We start from the raw sequence: 22,974 nt of genomic DNA, 5'->3' as shown, positions 1-22,974 counted from the left end.
GCATGTCTCGCACAAGCGAAACATCAAGTTTGGCAGCCATCGACGATTTCCGGGCCGCGTATTGGTGACCTTGACTCGTGTTCTGACGCAATCTACCCCTTCTGTCGCAAGAGGGCGGGACGGAAGCGAAGTGCGATTTTTCATCGATCGGAATAGTCACGGCCGCGCGCCCTCGGAGGCGCGTATTTGACGTTCGAGCCTCTCTATTCCCTGTCCGGTCTTGTCGTAGGAGCGCTGGTCGGTATCACCGGCGTTGGCGGCGGTTCGCTGATGACGCCTCTGCTCGTGCTCCTCTTCGGCGTCCATCCGGCGACGGCCGTCGGAACCGATCTTCTCTATGCTGCCATTACAAAGACGGCCGGCACTGCTGTTCACGGCATGCATGGCCGCGTCAACTGGAAGATCGTCGGCAGTCTTGCGGCCGGCAGTGTCCCTGCGGCACTTTCGATGCTCTGGCTGATGGCCGGCGTCGACCGCAAAAGCATTGGCGTCACGAATACCATTACCACCGCGCTCGGCTGGCTTCTGGTCATGACCGCAATCATGCTGGTTTTCCGCAGCCAGATCCTCGAATTTGCCCGCCGTGCCATCGGCGAGCGCATGCCGCCGAAACCAGGGACCATCGCAGTCTTCACCGTCGGTCTGGGCTTTGTGCTCGGCGTGCTCGTCACCTTGACGTCGGTCGGCGCCGGCGCCTTGGGCGTGACGATCCTGCTCATCCTCTACCCCCGCCTCGACGTGCGCGAGATCGTCGGCTCGGATATCGTCCATGCGGTGCCGCTCACCCTGATCGGCGGCATGGGATATTGGTTCATCGGCGAGATCGACTGGGCGATGCTGCTTGCCCTGCTTGTCGGCTCGATTCCCGGCATCATTGCCGGCAGCCTGCTTGCGCCGAAACTGCACGAGCGCACCATCCGCATCGTACTGGCCGTCACGCTCGCCGTGGTTGCCTGGAAACTGCTGGCCGGCTGATCAGGCGCGCGGCTGCTTGATTTCGGAAAGCACTTCCATGATCGTCTGCTTGCGGTCGAGGTTGTAGGCGTCGGAGACGGTCAGCTTCTCGGTGATTTCGGAATAGAGCCGCGCCAGACGTTCGGCTGCCGTAATCTGCCCCTCGCCCGCAGCAAGGCGCGCGCGGTTCATGACGTCATCGCCCACATGGCTGACGAAGAAATCGAAGATCGTATCGGCTTCCTTGCCCGAAAGTGCATCCGCAAGCCGGTGCATGGCCTTGCGTGCCGCCGGCCCTTCGGAGGACAGAACGTCGTTATAGGCCTGAATGATCTCGCCGCCACCATAGTTCAGCAGTTTCAGCGCCTCGCCGACGCTGCCCTTTGCGGCAGAAAGCAGGGCTTGCCCCTCACTCTGGATCCCGAGATGGGCAAGTGCTGAAACCAGCGCACCATCGTCAAGGGGTGCAAGCTTCAGCGGCAGGCAGCGCGACCGGATCGTCGGCAGCAGCTTTCCCGGCGCATGCGACAGAACGAGGAACATCGCCCGCTTCGGCGGCTCCTCGAGGATCTTCAGGATGGCGTTTGCCGCATTCCTGTTCATGTCGTCGGCGGGATCGATGATGACGATGCGCCAGTTGCCGGTGCCCGAGGTCTGCGAGAAGAACTTGCCGGCCCGGCGTACCTCGTCGACGGTAATTGCCGATTTCACCTTCCCGGTCTTCTCATCCACGGGTCTGGCAAGATGCAGGAGATTGTGCGAGGCGCCTGAGGCAATCTGCCTGCTGATGGCAGATCCGAGATCCGGATCAGCGATGCGGTCCGGCGCGGTGGCCGGATCGGGATGCGACAGAACATGATTGGCGAAGCGGAAGGCCAATGTCGCCTTGCCGATCCCCTCTGGCCCTTCGATCAGGATCGCATGATGCCCCTTGCCGGAGCGGTAGAACTGCGCCAGGAAATCCTCAGCATCTTCATGGCCGAAGAGCTTCGTGTTCTCGGCCGGCCAGATGGCGCCGTCGAGCAGTCCGGGCCTGTCCTCACTCATGATGCGCCGTTTCCGGCATCCGCGCTTCGGCTGATGGTTTCAGCAACTGCCTGACGATGGTAAGGATCTCTGCTGCAATCGCCTCTTCCGGCTGCGTGGCATTGACGACATGGCAGCGCTCCGGCTCGCGCGCGGCGATATCGAGATAGGCTTCGCGGCGTTTCTCGTGCGTTTCGAGCGTTTCCTTCTCGAAACGGTCAGGGCCGTCGGCGTTTCGCTTGATAACGCGCTCCAGCCCCAGCTTGGCCGGAATATCGAGGATCAGCGTACAGTCAGGCATCACGCCGTTGATGGCGATGCGCTGCAGCGTCTCGATGAATTCCGGCTCCAGGTTGCCGGTAACGCCCTGATAGACGCGCGAGGAATCCATGAAGCGGTCGCAGAGCACAATCTTGCCCTTGTATAGCGCCGGCCGGATGACCTCTTCCACGTGATCGTTGCGGGCGGCGGCAAAGAGGATCGCTTCCGTGCGGGTGCCGAAGGCTTCCGCAGCACCCGAAAGCAGCACATGGCGCACCGCTTCGGCGCCCGGCGAGCCCCCGGGCTCCCGGGTCAACAGCACGTCATGGCCTTCGGCCTTCAGGGCCTCGGCAAGACGGCGGATCTGCGTGGACTTCCCAGCCCCCTCTCCGCCTTCAAACGTAACGAACAATCCTGCACCGGACGACAATGATACTTTCCCGCATTCTGAGCGCCGCGCTCTTCCTCTATCTATCCGAAGATAGTGCGGAACGAAACCTTTTGCCGCGGCGACATATTCACCTTCCCCGGCAAATTACGGGAAAATCCGCGGGCAAAAAGGGTCTCAGCTCTGCTCGGACTTGTCCCAGAGCCATGAGAGGAACAGCGATTCGCCAAGCTCCAGCAACGCATCGACAGCCCGGCTGGTGAGCGATCCAACCTCCACGGATTGCACTGTATAGAGCGGCACTTCGCGTAACATCCTATTGCCGGAAACGATTCGCAGCGTGCCGACTTCCGTGTCGGCCTTCACCGGCGCCATCAGCGGCCAGCGATAGACGATGCGGGCGGCGAGCCGGTCTGGATTGTTGATCGGAACATAGACGCTGACCGGTGCCTTGGCGACGAGATCAACGGTGCGCGCCGTGCCGCCATAAACGCTTGCAGCACCGATGACTTCCTTGTCGGCAAAGACCTGACGGCTCTCGAAGGCTGTCAGCCCCCATTCCAGCACGCGCTTGGCTTCTTCCGTCCGCTCCTTGTCGGAGGCGATGCCGGCAAGCGCTACGAAGAGCCGCCGCCCGTTGCGCTGCACCGAAGCGACGATCGAATAGCCCTCCCCTTCCGTAAAGCCCGTCGCAAGGCCGTCCGCGCCAAGATCCATACCGAGCAGCGGATTGCGGTTGCGCTGGAAGATCTTATTCCACTCGAAGTCCGGCTGGGCGAAATAAGAATAGAGATTGGGATAGGACGTCTGCAGATCGACGGCGAGGGTCACCAGGCCCCTGGCCGTCACTTTGCTCTTGCCATCGGGAAGCCCCGTGGAATTGCCGAAGATGGCCTTTTCCATGCCGAGATCACGCGCACGCCTGGTCATCGATGTCGCAAACTGGTCTTCGCTGCCCGCCATGCCTTCGGCAAGGATGATGCAGCCGTCATTGGCACCTTGGATCGCGACACCCTTGATCAGATCCTCGACGCGGACCTTCGATTTCAGCGCCGCAAACATCGTGGCCGCACGTGAAGGCGCGCCGCCCGTGCGCCAGGCATATTCTGAGACGGGGTATTCGGTATCGAGTGAAATCTGCCCCTTGCTGACGGCATCGAAAACGAGATCCATCGTCATCAGCTTGGCAAGCGAGGCAGGCGCAAACACCTGGTTCTCGTTCTTGGCGAGAAGCACCGTTCCGGTTGAGGCTTCGATCATATAGGCCTGCGCGGCCTTGGTGAAGAAACCGGCCTCGGTGCCTTCTGCGGCAACGGCTGCAGAAGCAGGCAAAAGCAAGCATGCAAGGAGGCGAAGCAGCGGCTTCAACATCGCTAATCCCATTGATCGTGCGGTTGATTCAGGAGGGTAAAGCGAGCCGGAAGCCGATGCAATTACACTTTGTTGTAGGCTTTTATCGCACCTTTGCGCTGCCGCCATTCTGACGCTTGAAGGAGGCGAGGATTGACTCCTGCGTCAGGCCATCATTGCGTACCATCACGGCGTCGAAAGCGAGCGGAACGTTTACCGTCCTCGCCTCCTCCTGATAGCCCATGGCAAGCGATGTGCCCTTCGACCAGCCATTCGGACGCTCAAAGGGAATAGGGCCGATTTCCGGCAGAACCACCATCTGTTCCATCGTCTGAGCGCCATTGGTAAAGGCCGGCGGCGGCGTCAGGAAATGGCCGCCTGCCGGCGCCTGCATCGGCACAGGAGCCGGAGCCGCATTATACTTGGCGCTCGGCGTAGAGCCCGCATAGGCGGTTGAGCGGAATGGTACCGGCACGTTGGCCGGTAACGGGCTGGAATAATCGCCGAGGCTCTGGAGTTGATCGCCGGTGATTTTCTTGCTGTTGGAGGCGACCATGACGCCGGAGGCGATCTGGCCCCCGCCCGGATTGATGCCCGGAATGCGGCTACCCTTCGGAATATAGGAGGCCATCAGATAGGGCATGTCATGACCGTCGAGCGGCGCCTTTCCGACATATTGCACGCGAACATTGCCCGTGCCGCTGTGCTGCAGGTCGAGCATGGAGGCGGTCTTGTTCGAAAGGTCGATGATGCGACCTTCGTGATATGGCCCACGGTCGTTGACGCGGACGATCACGGAAGAACCGGTTTCAACGTTCGTCACACGCGCATAGCTCGGCAGTGGAAAGGTCGGATGCGCGGCGGAAAGATGCATCTGGTCGTAGACTTCGCCATTCGCCGTCAGGCGGCCGTGGAAGGCAGAGCCGTACCAGGAAGCGATGCCCACCTTGTTATAGGAGTAGTCTTCCCTCGGGTAATACATCCTACCCTTCACCACATAGGGATCGCCCACGATGTAGCGGCCGCCGCCCTTCGGAATGTTGTTGCCATTGGCAACGCGCGGACTGGCTTTGACGCCATATTCGCTCTCGGAGAAATATTCCTTGCCGTGGGATTTCTTCTTGGGAACCGCCTGTGTCGTGCCGCAGGCCGCCACTGTTGCGCACATGGCCGACAATGCCAGCCATCGAGCTGTCGTTGCGAAAGACGCCGCCCCGTAATTCAGTTTCATATGCCCCACGCCACTCAAGACCGTTATGGTTAAGGAACTCACTCGTGAATGAGCTGGAGTTGCCTTATTCCCTGCCTGCCTAACGAGACTTTAATCTTGTGGATATCGTGGCAAATTTGCGAACGATTTCGGGGCGATAGCGAGAATTCTAATGATTATGGTTAATATTTGGTTGATTTTAGTCTGTGCGGGAATGAAATCGCGGATGTATTTCCGCATGTTGGACCGTTTCGGATCGTGACAGCAACTTTCGGCGGACACGACCGCCCTGCCCCGCAGCAGGACACATTGAAGCAGTTTATCTGCTCAATTGCCGCCCGATATGTCAGAGTACGTTGACGCTGAAATCCGAACCGCTATAAAGCCTGCCAAACCGCGATTTGGCCGTCGCTGGAAGGGGTCTTCGTCAGAAACGAAGGCCTGACAACAAAGACGAGCCGGATCAACTGGATGGAAGAGTGTCCGAGTGGTTTAAGGAACCGGTCTTGAAAACCGGCGTGCGGGAAACCGTACCGTGGGTTCGAATCCCACCTCTTCCGCCATAAATCGTTGAAATTATCAATTATTTATCCTTCTGAAGCCGAATTTTCGCGTCGCTCGCGCCGACGAAGATGACCCAGGCCTCTTGATTTGGGATAGGTTCGCCCGAACGATACCTAAAAGCTGGATTGCGTTGTCTGGGCTTCCCAAAACGGCGAGTTCAATGGCGCAGTTGGAGGATGAGAGGGGAATTGCATGGCGGAGGTGCTGGACCTCGACTGCGTCGTCGTGGGCGGAGGGGTCGTGGGGCTCGCGGTAGCGCGCGAACTTGCAATGTCCGGCCGCGACGTGGTTCTTCTCGAGGCGGAGCCGATAACCGGCAGCATCACATCAGCCCGCAACAGCGAGGTCATCCATGCCGGGCTCTACTATGCCACCGGCAGCTTGAAGGCTGAGCTCTGCGTTGCCGGAAAACACAGGCTTTACGATTATTGCCGGGAGCGAAATATCCCCTATAGGGCCTGTGGCAAACTCGTCGTCGCTGCGAGTGAGGAGGAAGTTGGATATCTTGAAAAGCTATCCAGGCAGGCTGCCGCCAATGGCGTGGAGGACTGCTATCTGATCGATGCTGCGGAACTCGCCCGCAGGCAACCACAGATCAGAGGCTTTGCGGCGCTTGTTTCTCCCTCGACCGGCATCATCGACAGTCACGGCCTGATGCAGGCATATACTGCGGATATCGAGGCTAATGGCGGAGCCGCTATCTGCAATTCTCCTGTCATCGAAGGTGAATTCACTGCGGACAAGGTTCGCCTCGCAGTCGGCGGCCGCGATCCGGTAGAGATCGAGACACGCCTTGTGATTAATGCCGCAGGCCTGAATTCCTGGGCCTTATCAGAAAGCCTGTCCGGGCTGGACGCCAGCACCATCCCGCCGCGTCACTATGCCAAGGGATGTTATTTTGCCCTGACCGGCCGCGCACCCGCAACGCAGCTGATCTACCCCGTCCCCGAACCCGGCGGTCTCGGGGTACATCTGACACTCGACCTTGCTGGCCAGGCGCGCTTCGGTCCTGATGTCGAGTGGATCGAGACGATTGACTACGACGTCGACCCAAGCCGTGCGGACAAGTTCTATTCCGCCATCCGCCGCTACTGGCCCGATCTGGCGGATGGCGCGCTACAGCCCGCCTACTCGGGCGTCCGTCCGAAGATCGCCGGCCCGGCTGTGGGCGGTGGTGGTGACTTCGTGATTCAAGGGCCGGAGCAAACCGGTCACCCCGCCTATGTGGCGCTCTACGGAATAGAGAGCCCGGGCCTGACCGCTTCGCTCGCCATCGGGCAGAGGGTGGCGCGACTTACCGAATAGATAGCCTTTTGTCGTCTGCCGGCGTTACGGCGAGCTGACGCTTCGCTTCAATACGCTGCTCGCTTCTTTCGGCCGAGTTCGCCATGAGGCGAGGGCCGTGGTGGTGGTATCGACCAAAGCCTCTCCTTTGCTAATGCAAATTGAGAAAGCTCCGGTTCCAGATGATTTAATATTAGGTGTAATGCATGTTGCGTCGTGAAAATTTTACTTAAACTTCATGCTTAACTACTTATTAATAAGCAGCTTGCGCAGTTAAGGCGATGAATTATGCTTGCTCCCAACAACGGGAGGATTTGATGTTCACGAAGAGTTTGCTGATGCCGGCCGGTTTTGCCGCACTGGCCTTTTCAGGACTGATGTTTCAGATCGCGGCCCATGCGTTTTCCGCGCCGGTTACATTACTTCATCCCTGACAGCGCTAAGCCGCTGCCGTACCGGAACTTTTTTCGATTGCGCGCGTTCTATCCCACGTTTTAACCAGGAGGGAGATTATCATGGAAAACGCAGGTGTAGGTTGGATTGCAGCCATCATTATCGGCGGTTTCGCCGGATGGCTGGCGGAGAAGGTCATGCACAGCAATATGGGCGTGTTCATGAACATATTGCTTGGCATCATAGGCGCTATCGTCGCCAACTGGATTCTCGGTATCCTTCACATCCAGCCACTCAGCGGCTGGCTCGGATACCTGATCACGGGCTTTGTTGGCGCATGCATCCTGATTGCGATCGGACGCCTCATCCGCCGCTGACCTGACACGGAAAAGATTGCCAAAAAAAGATTAAAGGCCGGACGTCCTGCGTCCGGCTTTTTTCGTCTATCGACGGCTGAGGAGACCAAAGAGATAGGCGACGCCTGCCGTAATGGCGATTGCGGTCAGCGGCTCTTCACGCACCTTGTCGCGGACACGCTCGGTCATGATGGAGGCTTCGTCGGTCACTGCGGTCTTTGCACCCTGCCCCAGCGCGATCACGCTCTCCGAAAGGCGGGCCAGATCCTCGCGCAACGCAGCAACCTGCGCGGACAGATCTTCGGCGGCTACTTCGGCCTTGACGCGCGCAGTGGTGGATTCGGCGGAAGCGGTTTTCAATTCGGCCATGGTCTGCTCCTGTTTGATGGAATGCCGCTTCAACGAAATGAAGACTGTAAAGGTTCCGCAATCAAACATCTTTTGTCGCTCGCGGCGGGTTAGCGAGAGCGTGTGCAAGTCCCGCAAGCTTTTCATGCGACAAGCCTTCATTTCCTCGCAGCTTTGTTTTATGGAACGACGAATGTCTGCCCTTCTGGGCCAATGATAATGCGAGGTTTGCGTTTCCATGTTCCATCTTCTGAGAAGAGCTGCTCAGACCTGGGTTGCCAAGCTGCTCCTGCTCCTGCTTGTCGCCTCCTTCGGCATCTGGGGCGTGTCGCGTGAGCTGATAAGCGGCGGCAACAGCACGACGGTGGTCACCGTCGGCGACCAGCATGTGGACGTCAATGAATTCCGCCTTGCCTATCAGCGCCAGGTCGCCCAACTCGGCCAGCAATATGGCGTGCGCCTGACACCGGAGCAGGCCCGCGCTTTCGGCGTTGAACAGCAGGTGCTTGCCCAGCTTCTGGCTGGTGCTTCGCTGGACCAGCTTGCCGATGACATGGGCCTTGGCCTTTCCGAAGACCGCCTTGCCCAACTGATCGGCGACGATCCGGCTTTCAAGGCAGTCAACGGCCAGTTCGACCGCTCGCTCTTCACCTCTCGTCTGCGCAATGCCGGCATCCGCGAAGATGACTATATCAAGGATCGCAGCAAGCAGGCTGTCCGCAGCCAGATCATCGAAGCCGTCGCCAACGGCTTCCAGGCGCCTGCAACGCTCGTCAACGCGCTGAAACTCTATGGTAATGAGAGCCGCAGCGTTGATTACCTGCTGCTCACCAACGCCAATATCGAGCCGATCAAGGCGCCTGCCGACGATGTGCTCTCTAAGTGGTTTGAAGACGCCAAACAGCGTTACCGCGCGCCGGAATACCGCAAGATCGCCTATCTGAAGCTTCAGCCTGATGATATCGCTGATCCCACGACCGTCACCGACGACCAGATCAAGGAAGCTTTCGACAAGGCCAAGGCGGCTTACACGACGCCGGAAAGCCGCACGCTGGAACAGCTGACCTTCGCCAGCAAGGATCTCGCCAATGCAGCCGAAACCGCGCTGAAGAGCGGCACGAGCTTCGATCAGCTCGTCACCGATCAGGGCAAGACCGCAAGTGACGTGCTGCTCGGTGAATTCACCAAGGACAAGGTTCCGGATCAGGCCGTTGCCGAGGCTGCCTTTGCGGTGAAGGCGGATGGCGGTACCACGGCTGTCGTCGACGGCACCTTCGGTCCCGTGATCCTGCGCGTGACCAATATCAAGCCGGAGACCACCAAGAGCTTCGATGCGGTGAAGGAAGAGCTTCGCAAGCAGCTTTCTGTCGCCAACGCCTCGCAGGAAGTCATCAACGTCCACGACCGCATCGAGGATATGCGCGCCGGCGGCACCTCTCTTGAAGAAATCGCCAACCAGCTCAAGCTGAAGGCCGTCGTCATCGACGCCATCGACATGACGGGTGCAGACAAGGACGGCAATCCGGTCAAGGATATCCCGGCACAGCAGCAGCTTCTGCCGGAAGCTTTCAAGACCGATGTCGGCGCTGATGCGGTCGCAATTTCCCTCGGCAATGACGGCTATGTCTGGTTCGACGTGCGCGACGTCATGCCGGATCGCGATCGTCCGCTCGCCGAAGTGCGTGACAAGGCCGTTCAGGACTGGACGGCCGAGCAGCAGAAGGCCGAGCTTGCCAAGAAGGCCGACGAGCTGAAGGCTCAGGCGCAGAAGGGCACCTCGCTTGCCGATATCGCCACCCCGCTCGGCATCGCCGTCGAAAGCAAGAGTGGCGTTACCCGCTCGACCGACGATCCCGTTCTCGGCCGCGCCGGCGTCAATGCCGCATTCTCCGGTCCTGTAGATACCGTCGCAACGGCCGTCGGCGCCGATCCGAGCACGCAGATCCTGCTGAAGGTGACCGACGTCAACGAAGAGCCGACGACCGATGCCTTGAACAACCGCGACCAGCAAATCGCCACCATCGCAAATCAGGCCGGTGACGACATTCTCGATCAGATGGTCAATCTGTTGCAGAGCCAGTATGGTGCAGAGGTCAACCGGACCCTCGCCGAACAGGCAACCGTCCGCTAGGGAGAAGCGACGCATGACCGATCTGAAGCCGCTTCTGGCCAAGGCAGCAAGCCGCGAGCCACTGACCCGTGACGAGGCCCGCCAGGCCTTCGATATCCTGATGTCCGGCCAGGCAACGCCTTCGCAGATCGGAGGCTTCCTGATGGCGCTCCGCGTCCGCGGCGAGACGGTTGACGAGATCGTCGGCGCCGTCACCACGATGCGCTCCAAGATGCTGCGGGTGGAAGCGCCCGCCGACGCGATCGATATCGTCGGCACGGGCGGCGATGCCAGTGGCACCTATAACATCTCGACGCTGGCGGCGCTCATCGTCGCCGGCGCCGGTGTTCCGGTTGCCAAGCATGGCAACCGCGCGCTGAGTTCGAAATCCGGTGCGGCAGACAGTCTTGCCGCCCTCGGCGTCAATCTCGAAGTCACCCCCGAAATGATCTCGCGCTGCATCGCCGAGGCCGGCGTCGGCTTCATGTTCGCGCAGCAGCATCATTCGGCCATGCGCCATGTCGGCCCCACACGCGTCGAACTCGGTACGCGCACCATCTTCAATCTGCTCGGCCCCCTCTCCAATCCGGCCGGCGTCAAGCGCCAGCTTCTCGGCGTCTTCTCGCCGCAATGGGTCGTGCCGCTCGCCGAAGTCATGCGCGATCTCGGCTCCGAAAGTGTCTGGGTTGTCCACGGCGACGGCCTCGATGAGATCACCACGACCGGTAAGACCAGCGTTGCTGCGCTCGAGAACGGCCAGATCCGCACTTTCGAGCTTTCACCTGATGATTTCGGCGTAACGCCCTGCGTGCTGGCCGATATCAAGGGCGGCGACGGTACCGTCAACGCGGCGGCACTCCGCGATGTGCTCGGTGGCGCAAAGAATGCCTATCGCGATATCGCGCTCGCCAATGCCGCCGCCTCACTCGTCATCGCAGGCAAGGCCGGGACGATCCGTGACGGCATGAAGCTCGCCACGGAATCGCTGGATAGCGGCGCCACGGCCGCAGCGCTCGACAAACTGATCGCCGTATCCAACGATATCGACTAGGATTGCCCCATGACCGATATCCTGAAGAAGATCGAAGCCTATAAGCGTGAGGAAATCGCTGCCGCGAAGGCGAAGACCTCGCTTGCGGATCTGAGGGCCATGCAGGCCGGCCAGTCCGCGCCGCGTGGTTTCCACAAGGCGCTCATTGCCAAGCGCGATGCCGGCCAGTTCGGCCTGATCGCCGAAATCAAGAAAGCAAGCCCGTCCAAGGGCCTGATCCGTCCGGATTTCGATCCGCCGGCGCTCGCCAAGGCCTATGAAGCCGGTGGCGCCGCCTGCCTTTCGGTTCTCACCGACACGCCGAGCTTCCAGGGCGCCCCGGAATTCCTGACGGCCGCGCGTGCCGCCTGTGCCCTGCCCGCGCTGCGCAAGGATTTCATGTTCGAGACCTATCAGGTCCACGAAGCCCGCGCCTGGGGTGCTGATTGCATCCTGCTCATTATGGCCTCGCTGACGGATGACGACGCGCAGCGCCTGCAGGACGAGGCCTTCTTGCTTGGTATGGATGTGCTCGTCGAGGTTCACGATATCGAGGAAATGGAACGTGCTCTGAAGCTGTCTTCGCCGCTCGTCGGTATCAACAATCGCAACCTGCGCACCTTCGAAGTCAGTCTTACGGTGAGCGAAACGCTGGCTGCCATGGTTCCGGATGACCGGCTTCTGGTCGGCGAGAGCGGCATCTTCACCCATGAGGATTGCAAGCGCCTGCAAGCCGTCGACATCAATACTTTCCTCGTCGGCGAAAGCCTGATGCGCAAGGACGACGTGACGGCCGCCACCCGCGCGCTGCTGTTTGGTGAAGCCGCCGTCGCGGCCGAATGACATGAGCGGCGCAAAACCCGGCCTCACCCATATCGGCGCGTCCGGCGAGGCGCATATGGTCGATGTCTCGGACAAGGCCGAAACGGTGCGCATCGCCACCGCCGAGGGTCATGTGAAGATGGCGGCGGAAACATTGGCGCTGATCCGCGAAGGTAATGCGAAAAAGGGCGATGTGATCGGCACTGCTCGCCTTGCCGGCATCATGGCCGCCAAGCGGACAGCCGATCTCATTCCGCTCTGCCATCCGCTGATGCTGACCAAGGTCACGGTCGAGATCGTGGAAGACGCCGCCCTGCCCGGCCTGCGCGTCACCGCGACCGCAAAACTCACCGGCAAGACCGGTGTGGAGATGGAGGCGCTGACCGCCGTCTCGGTCGCGTGTCTTACGATCTACGACATGGCCAAGGCCGCAGACAAGGCAATGGAAATCGGCGGCATCAGGCTGCTGGAAAAATCCGGCGGCAAATCCGGCGATTTCCGCCATCCGGAGGCAAGATGAACCTTCTGCCGGTCGCCGAGGCCCTGAGCCGCCTACTGTCGAGCGCTACGCCCGTCACGGCATCCGAAACCCTGCCGCTTGCCGAGGCCGAAGGCCGCGTCCTTGCCATTGATCTGACGGCCGGCCTGACCCAGCCGCCCTTCAATTCCTCCGCGATGGATGGTTATGCGCTGCGCCGCGAGGATGCGCCCGAGCCCGGCGCGGTGCTGAAGGTCATCGGTACATCGTCTGCCGGACACGGCTTCGAGGGAAGTGTCGGTCAGGGGGAGGCCGTTCGCATCTTCACCGGCGCGCCTGTTCCTTCGGGTGCCGATAGCGTCCTGCTGCAGGAGGATGCGGAGAAGATCGAGGGCGGGATCAGAACGAATTGTCCTGTACGGCAGAACCAGCATGTTCGCCCCCGCGGTCAGGATTTCGTCGAGGGTGAGGTCGTGCTCTCCGCCGGCACGGTGCTCGATTTCTCGCGGCTGACGGTCGCTGCCGGCATGAACCGGCCTGATGTCGAGGTGTTGCGCCGCCCACTGATGGCGATCCTCGCGACCGGCGATGAGCTCCTGCCGCCCGGAAGCACGCCAGGCCCGTCGCAGATCATCGCATCCAATACTTTTGGCATCACAGCTCTTGCCCGCAGGGCCGGCGCAGATGTGCTCGACCTCGGCATCGTGCCTGACGACAAGGCTCAGATCACCGCGGCGATCGACAAGGCACGCAACGCCAAAGTCGATGTCATCGTCACGCTCGGCGGCGCTTCCGTCGGCGACCACGATCTGGTGCAGGCCACGTTGATCGAAGCCGGTATGGAGCTCGATTTCTGGCGCATCGCCATGCGCCCCGGCAAGCCGCTGATGGTCGGCAGCTTCGGCAAGACGCAGGTGCTCGGCCTGCCCGGCAATCCGGTCTCAAGCCTCGTCTGCTCGCTGCTTTTCCTTGAGCCCCTGATCCGCAAGCTTGCCTCCCTGCCGCCGGTCCGTCGCGAGATAACGGTGGAAGCCGCCGTGACGCTGCGCGCCAATGATCACCGGCAGGATTATGTGCGCGCGAAGCTCTCGAAATCGGCTGCCGGCGGATGGTTGGTCGAACCCTTCGACAAGCAGGATTCGTCGATGATGAAGGCTTTCGCCCATTCGGACTGCCTCATCATCCGCCCGCCGCATGCGCCGGAATTGCCGGCAGGAACCACCTGCCCGGTCATGCTTCTGCGGCCAGATCTCCTCGCCTGATATTTCCTGAAGTTACCGCAATCCAGAAGCAGAGCTGCGCCAGCACGCTTGCGCCTAGAATGACGGTAGCAGCCGCAAGGCCGGGATCGCCGCCGATGCCGGAAAGTGCGCTGCAGACGGCTCCAACAGCCATCTGCGTGAAGCCATAAAGGCCGGAAGCCGAACCGGTGACCTTTGGATTGACGCTGACGGCGAGCGTCAGCGCGTTGGGCGAAGCTACACCCGCGCCGATCGTATAGACCATGATCGAGGCCATCATCGGCAGCAGCGTCAGATGGTGGGTAGCGGCAAAGCCGAAGAAGACGAGCGCGGCCGCGATGCTGACGAGGTTGGCCATCACCATCAGCCGCTTCATCGCGAACCGGCCGATCAGCCGTGTGGCGATCATGCTGCCGATCCAGTAGCCGAAGATCAGCAGAGCGAGACAAATGCCAACTTCGGTTGCCGGACGGCCGAGCTCGTTGATGACGATGAAGGGCGCAGACGCCGTGAAAGCATACATGGAGGTCGTCGCACAGCCGCCGCCGATGGCGTAGCCGACGAAGGAACGCGACGCGAGCAGGCCGAGATAATCGCGGCTCAGCGATTTCACCGAGGTTTCGACATTGCGCGTGCCGGTCTCCGGTACCTTGCGCCATGTCAGCAGGAGGTTGACGATGCCGAGGATACAGAGCGCCACGAAGATCGAGCGCCAGCCAAGCGTGGCGGCAAGCGCGCCGCCGACAACAGGTGCAAGCCCCGGCCCGACCGTGACCATCAGGTTCATGATCGCAAGCCGCTTGGCCGTTTCATCGGGACTGGACGTGTCGCGCACGATAGCGCGTGCAATCACGAGACCGGCGCAGCCGCCGAAAGCCTGAAAGAGCCTTGCTGCGATCAGCGCATGCACGCCGGGTGAAACCAGCGCCGCAACGCCGGCAATCGTATAGAGCACAAGCCCGCTCATCAGCACTGGCCGGCGGCCATAGCGGTCCGAAAGTGGCCCGTAGATGAGCTGGCCGACGGCAAGGCCGAATATGTAGAGGCTGACGGTCAGTTGCATCTCGCCGATCGATGCGCCGAGATCGGTTGCCGCTACCGGCAAAGCGGGCACGAAAATATGCATGGCAAGCGTGCCGCTGAAGGTGATCAACCCGAGCAGCCAGATCGGTATGTGAAACTTCACACCAAGCGGTCGGGCTTCGGTTATCGGGCCGGGATGCGAATTCACTGTTCAGGCTCCTCGAGCTGTCGGGCAAGCACGTGGCTGATGTGATCGAGCACGCGCCATGTGGTTTCGATGTCCTCGCGCGGGAGAAGAGCAAGCGCCTCCTCGCGGATACCTTGCGCCACGCGCTCTACCTCCTCCACGGTCTTCCTGCCCTCCTCCGTCAGCAGAATCTCCTTGGCCCGCCTGTCCTCGCCTTCCCGCCGCTCGACCAACCCCGCCTTCTCCAGATTGTCGATCAGGCGCACGACCGAGGAGTTGTCGAGCGAGAGCGAGGCGGCCAGTTCTTTCTGGTGCATTGCTGTCGGTGAACGGGCGATGCGCAGCAGCGGCAGCCATGTCGCCTCCGTCAGTCCGAAGGGCTGCAGGCGCAGGTTCGCGACCCGGCGCCAGTAGCGCGCGGTCTGGGAGATGAGGCTTCCGAATGAGGTTGTGATCTTGTCGTCGGTCATGGGAATATCGATGAGATAGCAATAGATGACATGTCATCTATTTTGGTGCAAGACACAAAGTGTCGCCACATAGCCTGATGAGAGGCATTCGCCTCGTTTCACCTTAGTCGGAAAACCGCGCTATTGGCGGTCGAGTTGCCCTTAGCTCCGCCAAAATCCGGCACGGCATAGTCCGCAATCTGCAGCAGGGAGTTCATGGGAAGAGACGCCCTGCCCGGATCGCCGATGAGCACATCGAGACCAGCCGTGCGGCAGCGTTCAAGGAAAGGCAGAACACGCTCCACCAAGGCCTCATCATAGAAGATATCGCCGGCCAGGATTATGTCGGCGACAGGCGGGGCATCCTCGATGATGTCGCCGAGTCGCGTCTCGATCACGACATCATTGGCATTGGCATTCAGCTGCGCCGCAGCGATCGCTTTCGCATCGATATCGATGGCGAGCACATGGGCTGCACTGCATTTCATCGCTGCGATGGCGACGAGGCCGGAGCCGGTGCCGAGGTCGACGACACGTTTGCCGGCCACCTCTTCGGAATGGTCGAAAAGATAGCGCGCAAGCACTGCGCCGCCCGCCCAGGGATAGGCCCAGTAAGGCGGCATCAGATCGGAATCGTCAGCCATTGCAAGGCGATAGAGGCCGCTCCTCGGAGTCGCCATATGCAATCTTACGTCAGGGATGGAAGGAACACTCGCAAGCGGCAGGTTCGCCTTGATGAAGGCCGTCAGGTCGAGACGATCATCTGCTGAAGCCGGTCGCATCTGGTATCGTTTGCCCTCGTCGTGACAGGCTATCAGGCCCCGTTGGATGGCATAATACCTCGCTGGACCTTTGTATAGTTATGGAAGCCCACGTCTCGGGCTAACTTTTCTCCAGCGATCCCGAAGGGGGCATCGCCCCAGATTTCCTACAAGCCGGAGGACACGTTATGCAACCGATCACCAGACGCTCATTCTCGGCCGCGCTCGTTGCAGGGGCCGCACTCAGCATGTTTCCGGCCGCCGGCCGGGCCGCCGATATCGTCAAGGCGAAGAATGTCGTTCTCGTCCATGGCGCCTATGCCGATGCATCCTGCTGGCTGGATGTTATCCCTCATCTCCAGGCTGCCGGCCTGAATGTGATGGCCGTGCAGAACCCCCTCACCTCATTTGCCGATGACGTCGAGGCGACCAAGCGCATCCTGGCGCTGATGGACGGCCCGACCGTACTCGTCGGCCATTCCTATTCCGGCATGCTCGTCACCGAGGCCGGCGTTGATCCCAAAGTAACTGCGCTCGTCTATATCGCTGCCCGCGCCCCTGACGCCGGCGAGGATTACACCGCGCTCGCCAAGCAGTATCCGACGCCGCCTGCAAGTGCAGGCCTCGTTCACGACGGCGGTTATGCCCAGTTGAGTGAAGAAGCTTTCGTCAAGGATTTCGCCGGCGATCTGCCGGTTGCTCGCGCCAAGGCACTTTATGCCGTGCAGGGCCGCATTTCCGATACGCTGTTCAACGCCAAGACGACGGTCGCTGCCTGGCGCTCCAAGCCGTCCTGGTACGCGGTCTCGAAAAATGACCGCACCATCAATCCGGATCTCGAACGCTTCATGGCAAAGCGTATGAACGCAACGACGATCGAACTCGACGCCAGCCACGTTTCGCTGATCTCACAGCCGGTCGCTGTCGCCAATCTCATCCTCGCGGCAGCCGGTCAAAGCGACAAGATCTGACACCGCTGCAGCCTGCCGGCCGCATCACCTTACTGGTGCGGCCGGCGACCGCCTCAGCGGTCTTTCTTCTTGGTGAATTTGCCCTTGCCACCATCGAACTTGGGGCCATCGAACTTGGGGCCATCGAACTTGGGACCGTCGAATTTTGCACCTTCGGACCTGTTCTTGCCGCCCTCGAATTTGGCGCCTTCGAATTTCGGCTTCGGGCCTTTCTTCGTCCAGGGCTTGTCGTCCTGACGCCCGGCGCCGGCGGGCCTGTCCGTCCCGAACTTGCCCTTCGGCTTGTCGCTGCGGAAACGATCTTCGCCGCGGTCTTCGAACGGCTTCTTGGCGTAGGCGGGCTTGGCCTGCTTGCTGAAATCGGGCGTACCGCTCAGCTTCACCACACGGATGCCGCGCTCCATCGTCTTGTTCGGGCCGAGGGCGCCGAGAAAGCTCTCAGCGCTGTCAGCGGCGATTTCCACGAAGGTCTCATCCGGCTGCATCTTGATCGCGCCGATCTCCCGCTTGGTCACGTTGCCGGCGCGGCAGAGCATCGGGATCAGCCAGCGCGGCTCGGCATTCTGCTTGCGACCGACGGAGACCGAGAACCAGACGCTGGGGCCGAAATCATCGCGGGGGCCTTTCTGCGCCGGCGCGAATTCGCGCGTCTCGCCATTGTCGCGGCGCTTGCGGGCGCGATCGTCCTGCACCGAAACTTCGATCAGGTCTTCCGGCGCCGACTGGTTGGCGCGGTAAAGACGCACGAAAGCGGCGGCAAGCGTCTCGGCGCCATGGCTGGCGATGAGCTTCTGCACCAACCCCTGCTCTTCTTCCTGCGGCTTGTCGGCGAAGATCGGGTCGGCCAATAGCCGCTCGTCGTCACGCTCCGTCACTTCTTCCACGGAAGGCGGCCGTGCCCAGGTGGCGGCGATGCCGGCATTGTCGAGCAGGCGTTCGGCCTTGCGGCGAACGTTGAGCGGCACGATCAGAGCGCTGACACCTTTGCGACCCGCACGGCCCGTACGGCCGCTGCGGTGAAGCAGCGTTTCCGGATTGGTCGGAAGATCGGCATGAACGACGAGGTCGAGGCCTGGCAGGTCGATGCCGCGTGCCGCAACATCGGTTGCGATGCAGACGCGAGCCCGCCCGTCACGCATTGCCTGCAGGGCATGGCTGCGTTCGTTCTGCGTCAGTTCGCCTGAGAGCGCCACGACGTGGAAATTGCGGTTGTGGAACCGTGCCGTGAGATGATTGACGGCAGCACGCGTCGAACAGAAAACGATCGCATTGCGCGCCTCATAATAACGCAGAACGTTGATGATCGCGTTTTCGCGGTCGCTCGGCGAGACGGCAAGCGCGCGATACTCGATGTCGATATGCTGCTTTTCTTCCGCCTGCGTGCTGATGCGCACGGCATCGCGCTGATAGCTCTTCGCCAGCTTGGCGATGGCTGCGGGAACGGTGGCGGAAAACATCAGCGTACGCCGCTCGTCCGGTGCCGCGTCAAGGATGAATTCCAGATCTTCGCGGAAGCCGAGATCGAGCATCTCGTCCGCCTCGTCCAGCACTGCTGCCTTCAGCTCACTCATATCCAGCGCATTGCGGCGGATGTGGTCGCAGAGGCGTCCCGGTGTGCCGACGACGATATGGGCGCCACGCTCCAGCGCGCGGCGCTCGCTGCGGATATCCATGCCGCCGACGCAACTGACAATCACGGCGCCGGTCATTTCATAAAGCCATTCCAACTCGCGCTTCACCTGCAGCGCCAGTTCGCGCGTCGGCGCGATCACGAGGGCAACCGGAGCGGCGGCGGGGCCAAACCGCTCTGCGCTTCCCAGAAGCGTTGGTGAGAGTGCTAGCCCGAATGCGACGGTCTTGCCCGAGCCGGTTTGTGCGGAGACGAGTGCGTCCGATGCTGCGAGCGCCGGATCGAGCATCGCCTTCTGGACAGGGGTGAGCTCGGTATAGCCGCGCTTCTGCAACGCCTTGGCGATCGCCGGAGAGACGCCGTTATAGTCAGTCATGTGTTCGATCTTTCGGAGCTGTCAGACGCATAACGCGTCGTAGCCGGAATCGTCCGGCCGAAGAGTTGGGCCGTTCCTACTCGCTCCGGCTGCGAATGTCAAAGTGTCTCGCCACGCCATGTGTAGATGGCGATGCTGCCGGAGCGTCCGCGAATCCTCGTCTCGAACGGTCCGGTCAACTGTCCAGCCTGCGATGGAACGGCCTCCGGACCCGCAGCGTTGAGCAGGTTGGCGCTGAGTGCAAGCTCTGCGCCGCGGCTTGCTGCCACCTCCATGAGCCGCTGCGCGACATTGACGGTATCGCCTGTCGCGGTGATCTGCTGCCGATCGCCGCTGCCGAGCCGTGAGGCGACGATCGGGCCGCAATGGGCGCCGAGCTTGAAGCCTATCTTCCTGCGGCGAAGCTCCGGATGGCCTGCAAGGAAGCTGCGAGTACGGTCGGCAAGCCGCACGGCGCAGGCTGCTGCCCGGGCTGCATCGTCCGCTGTTGGTTCCGGCAGCCCGAAAAGGATCATCGCTCCATCGCCCATGAAGCTGGTGATCGCCCCGCCAAGCAGCCGCACCTCCTCGTCGATCAGTTCGAAGAAGCTGCTGAGGATCTCCCTCACTGCTGCTGGTCCGACCGCTTCGCTGAGGCCGGTGAAGCCCGATAGATCGATGAAGACGACGGAGGCATTCTGCCGCACCGGCTCGGCCAGGAAGGCCGGGTCGCGCGCGAGCCATTCCCCGAGGCCTGGCGCTTCGATGCGCTGCAGCCGCTCGGACTGGTCGGCGAAGTGCCGCGCACGGCTTCGGTCGCGCCAGAGTTCTGCGGCCCCGAAAATAACTGCGGGTGGGAGGGCGGCGGCAATCGGCAATGCAGCACTCAGCCAATAGCCGTTCGCGAAGGCAGCAAGGTTAAGCATCGCCCAGACAATGACCGTCAGGCCGATGATCACGAAGCCGAGGGCGCTGCGGCGCCATGCAATCAGTGCGACCAGAAGAATAGGCAAGGCCGTCGCGATGCCGGCATCCGCCTGCCGTGTCCTGCTGTCACGCACCATGCCGTCGCCTGCTATCAGATGCGTGATCGCCGTCGACATCACTTCGACGCCCGGCAGGATGGGATCGAACGGTGTCGGAAAGACATCGCCGCCGCCGGTCACGGTCGCACCGATCACCACCACCTTGCCGGTAATGGCATCCGCCGGCAGCTTGCCTTCGAGCGCGTCGGCAGCGCTGAAGGTGCGAATGCTGCCTGCAGGACCATAGAAGGTCAGCGGCAGGCGCTGGCCCGTGTCCGTTGGAATGCGGCGGGCGCCAAGGCGGATGCCATCCTTTTCGATCAATGGTTCGGCGCCGAGCGCAACTGAGGCGACGCGCAACGGAAAGGCTGCATCCAGCCGGTCGGCGGCGCGAGAAAACAGCGGAATGAATCGCGGTACACCGCTCTGGTCCGTCGCCACATTGACGATGCCGAGCGCCGCTGCCTCTGCGAAGCGAGGCTGCGGTAGCAGAAGCTGCTGCGCTTCGGGGATCGCGGCAAGCGGATCCTCCGCATTCGCTGTCACCGATTGGAGACTTTGCGGAAAGGTCGCAGCGCCGGCGATGATGCTGGGCGTCGCCTTAATAGCCGCTGCAAGTGCCGCATCCCCCTCCTCCGTGTCGGGATCGACAAGCAATATATCGAGAGCCAAGGCCCCTGGTTTCAACGCTCCGATGGACGTGACGAGCTGCGCAAGCCTCTCCCGTTTGAGCGGATAGCCATGTGCTGCGGCAGTACGGTCATCGATCGCGATAATGGAAACGATATCGGGTGGCGCGCGGACGCCGACGATCGTGCTGCGCAGATCGGCTAGCGTGGCCTCCATGCGCTCCATGAGGCCGGAGTCCGACTGCAGATGGAAATAGCCGAGCACCGCTCCCCACAGACCGGCGAGCAGCAGCGCGATCACAGTCTGAAGCCGACGGTTCATGAGACGACTTATTGACCGAGGCGTGAAAGAAGGGCCGCGACGCGGGGCGCCGGCCACGTGCGGACGGTGAGCGCAGCGGTTCCGCGCGTTACGTCCACACCCTCGCCCGGTCCAAGCACGACGGCTGCACCTGCCGGACGCCGCACGCCGACGCGCCCGCGGGTGACCAGTACGGAGGTCGTGCCGCCTTTGACATCGACGGCCCATTGCGTACCGCGGACGGCTGCGATCGCCTGCGGCGTCACCACCTGGAAGCCGCCGCGGTGCTGGCTGCTGTCGACGTCGACGAGAGCAGCCTTGCTGCGCAATGCAAGCGAATCCGGGCTGCCGTCGCGATTGCGGTCGGTGAGCTTGAAGGATGCGCCACGCTCAGCGGTGATGTTGACGCCACCAGGACAACGGAAAATCTGGTTGCCGTTTGCCGCACGCGAAATCACGCAGCCGGCAGACTGGGCATAAGCTGCGCCATCAGGCAGCAGGCTGATGATCAGCACAGCGGAAAACAGGCTGCGGGAGATTGCTGACATGGCTTTCATGATCCGCCCCTCGTGACTCGCCGGTACATTCGCGAATGCGCCGGCCAGCCCATACTAGCTGAATTCGCCGGTTTCCCTATGCAAAAACGTGAAATTGCGCAAGCCATTCAGAGCACGCGTCGCCCAACTCATGCGTCGGCTGGCGAAGGCCCGATATAGCGGGCACGCGGGCGGATCAGATGGCCGCTTTCGATCTGCTCCATCGCATGCGCCAGCCAGCCGGCCGTGCGCGCCAGCGCGAAGATGATGATTGGTGCCTCCTCAGGCAGGTCGAAGGCTGCGGTCATGGCGGTAAGCGCGAAATCGACATTAACCTTCTCGCCCACCATTTCTTCGCCGGCCAGCTGCACATCGCGAAAGACCGGCGGCACGTCGAAAGAGGAGAGCAGCACGCCCGCCCGCACATCGCCATCGGGGTAAAGCGGGTGCCCGAAGGCGACAGGCTTACCTCCCCGTAGCAGCAGGTGGCGGATCGCATGCTCCGCCCCAACGCCGGATGCTGCCTTGGCAAGGGCATCGACGCTTCGCCATGCCGAACCATGCAATGGTCCGGTCAGCGTCGCGAGACCCGAGAGCACGGCGGCAGAAAGTGCTGCCCCCGTCGAAACCGTGACGCGGACGGCGAAAGTAGAGGCATTGAGCTCATGATCGGCGAGCATGACAAGCGCCCGCCTGAGGCAATCGGCAGCCTCCGGCCTGCCCCAGCATGCAGCAAGACGGTGATGCAGCGGATGATCCGTCGATCCCGGCGCCAGCGCATCGGCGACGGTTGAAAGCACGCTGCATGCTTCCATCTGCAAGGCAGCGCGTGCACGTCCGAGAGACGGCAGATCGGCGCTCACCCGTCCCGCCAGCGCCAGCAGCACGGCTCGAATGGAAGGCGACGCCGGCTCCAGGGCAGAGGCCGGTACGCAGGCAAAACTCTCTGCATTCCACAGTATCAGCGCCGTCTCCTCCAGCGTCGCATAGGCTGAAAGCTCCGCTGCATCCTGCCCCCGATAGAGCAATCGTCCTGCGGCGATGGTCGAGATTGACGATGTCAGTACCGGATCGCCCCAGCTGATCGCTTCGGCGGCGACCGTCTCGCTCTTGCGTCGGCCGGCATGCCGCTCGGCAAGCCGCGTGACATCGCTTTCCTGATAGAGGCTGCGGCGTGGATCGGCGGGGTCGGCCTTGGCGCGGATCCGCCCGCGGCTGACATTGGCATAAAGTGTCTGCGGCTTGGTGCCGAGTTCTGCTAGCGCTTCCTCCGCTGTCAGCCAGCTCATGTC

General features: G+C 61.6%; 21 protein-coding genes and 1 tRNA gene. 10 read left to right on the top strand and 12 right to left on the bottom strand.

Annotated elements, in window-relative coordinates; genetic code table 11:
• The first annotated feature begins 186 nt into the window (after nt 1–186).
• Complete coding sequence (locus tag AC1DM5_RS02475) at nt 187–975, top strand: sulfite exporter TauE/SafE family protein (RefSeq protein ID WP_113183009.1); 789 nt, start codon at nt 187–189, stop codon at nt 973–975.
• Here the strand turns inward: AC1DM5_RS02475 and AC1DM5_RS02470 are convergent, their stop codons facing one another.
• The 4 genes from AC1DM5_RS02470 to AC1DM5_RS02455 form a co-directional block, all read right to left on the bottom strand.
• A complete protein-coding gene (locus AC1DM5_RS02470) occupies nt 976–2,001 on the bottom strand; it encodes a DNA polymerase III subunit delta' (RefSeq protein ID WP_477974531.1) in 1,026 nt (341 codons plus the stop codon).
• The gene (gene tmk, locus AC1DM5_RS02465) at nt 1,994–2,671 is read right to left on the bottom strand and encodes a dTMP kinase (RefSeq protein ID WP_477819541.1); all 678 of its coding nucleotides are present in this window, start codon (nt 2,669–2,671) and stop codon (nt 1,994–1,996) included. Before tmk ends, AC1DM5_RS02470 begins: the two co-directional genes overlap by 8 nt.
• Before the next feature lie 135 nt (nt 2,672–2,806).
• Nucleotides 2,807–4,000: a D-alanyl-D-alanine carboxypeptidase family protein gene (locus AC1DM5_RS02460; RefSeq protein WP_477819540.1), complete on the bottom strand. Its 1,194-nt coding sequence runs from the start codon at nt 3,998–4,000 to the stop codon at nt 2,807–2,809.
• A gap of 82 nt (nt 4,001–4,082) precedes the next feature.
• Nucleotides 4,083–5,210 carry a septal ring lytic transglycosylase RlpA family protein gene (locus AC1DM5_RS02455; protein ID WP_477819539.1) on the bottom strand — a complete coding sequence of 376 codons (1,128 nt, stop codon included), beginning with the start codon at nt 5,208–5,210 and terminating at the stop codon, nt 4,083–4,085.
• 452 nt (nt 5,211–5,662) lie between these two features.
• Between AC1DM5_RS02455 and AC1DM5_RS02450 the strand changes: the two genes are divergently transcribed.
• From AC1DM5_RS02450 to AC1DM5_RS02440, 3 genes are all read left to right on the top strand, one after another.
• Nucleotides 5,663–5,752: transfer RNA gene (locus AC1DM5_RS02450), tRNA-Ser, on the top strand.
• Between the two features lie 193 nt (nt 5,753–5,945).
• Complete coding sequence (locus AC1DM5_RS02445) at nt 5,946–7,058, top strand: NAD(P)/FAD-dependent oxidoreductase (RefSeq protein WP_477819538.1); 1,113 nt, start codon at nt 5,946–5,948, stop codon at nt 7,056–7,058.
• 494 nt (nt 7,059–7,552) lie between these two features.
• Nucleotides 7,553–7,807 carry a GlsB/YeaQ/YmgE family stress response membrane protein gene (locus tag AC1DM5_RS02440; RefSeq protein ID WP_037102415.1) on the top strand — a complete coding sequence of 85 codons (255 nt, stop codon included), beginning with the start codon at nt 7,553–7,555 and terminating at the stop codon, nt 7,805–7,807.
• 66 nt (nt 7,808–7,873) lie between these two features.
• On the opposite strand, the gene AC1DM5_RS02435 is transcribed toward AC1DM5_RS02440, so the two are convergent.
• Nucleotides 7,874–8,155, bottom strand: a complete 282-nt coding sequence (locus tag AC1DM5_RS02435) for a hypothetical protein (RefSeq protein WP_477974586.1) — start codon at nt 8,153–8,155, stop codon at nt 7,874–7,876.
• A 217-nt stretch (nt 8,156–8,372) separates the two neighbouring features.
• Between AC1DM5_RS02435 and AC1DM5_RS02430 the strand changes: the two genes are divergently transcribed.
• Genes AC1DM5_RS02430 through AC1DM5_RS02410 form a run of 5 tightly spaced genes read left to right on the top strand, consistent with a single transcriptional unit; the run spans nt 8,373 to nt 13,836 of the window.
• Nucleotides 8,373–10,265: a SurA N-terminal domain-containing protein gene (locus AC1DM5_RS02430; RefSeq protein ID WP_477819537.1), complete on the top strand. Its 1,893-nt coding sequence runs from the start codon at nt 8,373–8,375 to the stop codon at nt 10,263–10,265.
• A 13-nt stretch (nt 10,266–10,278) separates the two neighbouring features.
• On the top strand, nt 10,279–11,295 hold the full coding sequence (gene trpD, locus AC1DM5_RS02425) for an anthranilate phosphoribosyltransferase (protein ID WP_477819536.1): 1,017 nt from the start codon (nt 10,279–10,281) through the stop codon (nt 11,293–11,295).
• A gap of 9 nt (nt 11,296–11,304) precedes the next feature.
• Nucleotides 11,305–12,117, top strand: a complete 813-nt coding sequence (gene trpC / locus AC1DM5_RS02420) for an indole-3-glycerol phosphate synthase TrpC (RefSeq protein ID WP_477819535.1) — start codon at nt 11,305–11,307, stop codon at nt 12,115–12,117.
• Between the two features lies 1 nt (nt 12,118).
• Nucleotides 12,119–12,616, top strand: a complete 498-nt coding sequence (gene moaC, locus AC1DM5_RS02415) for a cyclic pyranopterin monophosphate synthase MoaC (RefSeq protein ID WP_477819534.1) — start codon at nt 12,119–12,121, stop codon at nt 12,614–12,616.
• The gene (locus tag AC1DM5_RS02410) at nt 12,613–13,836 is read left to right on the top strand and encodes a molybdopterin molybdotransferase MoeA (protein ID WP_477819533.1); all 1,224 of its coding nucleotides are present in this window, start codon (nt 12,613–12,615) and stop codon (nt 13,834–13,836) included. The genes moaC and AC1DM5_RS02410 overlap by 4 nt, the downstream gene beginning before the upstream one ends.
• Here the strand turns inward: AC1DM5_RS02410 and AC1DM5_RS02405 are convergent.
• The 3 genes from AC1DM5_RS02405 to AC1DM5_RS02395 all read right to left on the bottom strand — a co-directional run bounded on the left by AC1DM5_RS02405 (nt 13,805) and on the right by AC1DM5_RS02395 (nt 16,256).
• On the bottom strand, nt 13,805–15,046 hold the full coding sequence (locus AC1DM5_RS02405) for a multidrug effflux MFS transporter (RefSeq protein WP_477819532.1): 1,242 nt from the start codon (nt 15,044–15,046) through the stop codon (nt 13,805–13,807). The genes AC1DM5_RS02410 and AC1DM5_RS02405 overlap by 32 nt on opposite strands.
• A complete protein-coding gene (locus tag AC1DM5_RS02400) occupies nt 15,043–15,495 on the bottom strand; it encodes a MarR family winged helix-turn-helix transcriptional regulator (RefSeq protein WP_477819531.1) in 453 nt (150 codons plus the stop codon). Before AC1DM5_RS02400 ends, AC1DM5_RS02405 begins: the two co-directional genes overlap by 4 nt.
• Nucleotides 15,496–15,593: 98 nt before the next feature.
• On the bottom strand, nt 15,594–16,256 hold the full coding sequence (locus AC1DM5_RS02395) for a class I SAM-dependent methyltransferase (protein ID WP_477819530.1): 663 nt from the start codon (nt 16,254–16,256) through the stop codon (nt 15,594–15,596).
• A 167-nt stretch (nt 16,257–16,423) separates the two neighbouring features.
• On the opposite strand from AC1DM5_RS02395, the gene AC1DM5_RS02390 reads away from it, so the two are divergent.
• Complete coding sequence (locus AC1DM5_RS02390; RefSeq protein ID WP_477819529.1) at nt 16,424–17,206, top strand: alpha/beta fold hydrolase; 783 nt, start codon at nt 16,424–16,426, stop codon at nt 17,204–17,206.
• 53 nt (nt 17,207–17,259) lie between these two features.
• On the opposite strand, the gene AC1DM5_RS02385 is transcribed toward AC1DM5_RS02390, so the two are convergent.
• From AC1DM5_RS02385 to AC1DM5_RS02370, 4 genes are all read right to left on the bottom strand, one after another.
• Nucleotides 17,260–19,212 (bottom strand): DEAD/DEAH box helicase, encoded by a 1,953-nt coding sequence (locus AC1DM5_RS02385; protein WP_477974529.1) that lies wholly within the window; start codon nt 19,210–19,212, stop codon nt 17,260–17,262.
• Between the two features lie 98 nt (nt 19,213–19,310).
• Complete coding sequence (locus tag AC1DM5_RS02380; RefSeq protein ID WP_477819527.1) at nt 19,311–21,167, bottom strand: CHASE2 domain-containing protein; 1,857 nt, start codon at nt 21,165–21,167, stop codon at nt 19,311–19,313.
• Nucleotides 21,168–21,175: 8 nt separating this feature from the next.
• Nucleotides 21,176–21,694, bottom strand: coding sequence for a FecR domain-containing protein (locus AC1DM5_RS02375; protein WP_477819549.1), 519 nt, complete (start codon nt 21,692–21,694; stop codon nt 21,176–21,178).
• Nucleotides 21,695–21,831: 137 nt separating this feature from the next.
• On the bottom strand, nt 21,832–22,971 hold the full coding sequence (locus AC1DM5_RS02370) for a citrate synthase (RefSeq protein ID WP_477819526.1): 1,140 nt from the start codon (nt 22,969–22,971) through the stop codon (nt 21,832–21,834).
• Nucleotides 22,972–22,974: the final 3 nt, after the last annotated feature.

It is taken from the genome of Rhizobium sp. 01T437, assembly GCF_056398505.1.
Note: the sequence above shows the minus strand (reverse complement) of the source record. Positions and strands in the feature narration are given on the sequence as shown.

Bases quoted from the DNA above. Each gene is read 5' to 3' on its own strand.
- AC1DM5_RS02470 (WP_477974531.1), bottom strand. From the start codon at position 2,001: ATGAGTGAGGACAGGCCCGGACTGCTCGACGGCGCCATCTGGCCGGCC.
- AC1DM5_RS02460 (WP_477819540.1), bottom strand. From the start codon at position 4,000: ATGTTGAAGCCGCTGCTTCGCCTCCTTGCATGCTTGCTTTTGCCTGCT.
- AC1DM5_RS02455 (WP_477819539.1), bottom strand. From the start codon at position 5,210: ATGAAACTGAATTACGGGGCGGCGTCTTTCGCAACGACAGCTCGATGG.
- AC1DM5_RS02445 (WP_477819538.1), top strand. From the start codon at position 5,946: ATGGCGGAGGTGCTGGACCTCGACTGCGTCGTCGTGGGCGGAGGGGTC.
- AC1DM5_RS02440 (WP_037102415.1), top strand. From the start codon at position 7,553: ATGGAAAACGCAGGTGTAGGTTGGATTGCAGCCATCATTATCGGCGGT.
- AC1DM5_RS02435 (WP_477974586.1), bottom strand. From the start codon at position 8,155: ATGGCCGAATTGAAAACCGCTTCCGCCGAATCCACCACTGCGCGCGTC.
- AC1DM5_RS02430 (WP_477819537.1), top strand. From the start codon at position 8,373: ATGTTCCATCTTCTGAGAAGAGCTGCTCAGACCTGGGTTGCCAAGCTG.
- trpD (WP_477819536.1), top strand. From the start codon at position 10,279: ATGACCGATCTGAAGCCGCTTCTGGCCAAGGCAGCAAGCCGCGAGCCA.
- trpC (WP_477819535.1), top strand. From the start codon at position 11,305: ATGACCGATATCCTGAAGAAGATCGAAGCCTATAAGCGTGAGGAAATC.
- moaC (WP_477819534.1), top strand. From the start codon at position 12,119: ATGAGCGGCGCAAAACCCGGCCTCACCCATATCGGCGCGTCCGGCGAG.
- AC1DM5_RS02410 (WP_477819533.1), top strand. From the start codon at position 12,613: ATGAACCTTCTGCCGGTCGCCGAGGCCCTGAGCCGCCTACTGTCGAGC.
- AC1DM5_RS02400 (WP_477819531.1), bottom strand. From the start codon at position 15,495: ATGACCGACGACAAGATCACAACCTCATTCGGAAGCCTCATCTCCCAG.
- AC1DM5_RS02395 (WP_477819530.1), bottom strand. From the start codon at position 16,256: ATGCGACCGGCTTCAGCAGATGATCGTCTCGACCTGACGGCCTTCATC.
- AC1DM5_RS02390 (WP_477819529.1), top strand. From the start codon at position 16,424: ATGCAACCGATCACCAGACGCTCATTCTCGGCCGCGCTCGTTGCAGGG.
- AC1DM5_RS02385 (WP_477974529.1), bottom strand. From the start codon at position 19,212: ATGACTGACTATAACGGCGTCTCTCCGGCGATCGCCAAGGCGTTGCAG.
- AC1DM5_RS02380 (WP_477819527.1), bottom strand. From the start codon at position 21,167: ATGAACCGTCGGCTTCAGACTGTGATCGCGCTGCTGCTCGCCGGTCTG.
- AC1DM5_RS02375 (WP_477819549.1), bottom strand. From the start codon at position 21,694: ATGTCAGCAATCTCCCGCAGCCTGTTTTCCGCTGTGCTGATCATCAGC.
- AC1DM5_RS02370 (WP_477819526.1), bottom strand. From the start codon at position 22,971: ATGAGCTGGCTGACAGCGGAGGAAGCGCTAGCAGAACTCGGCACCAAG.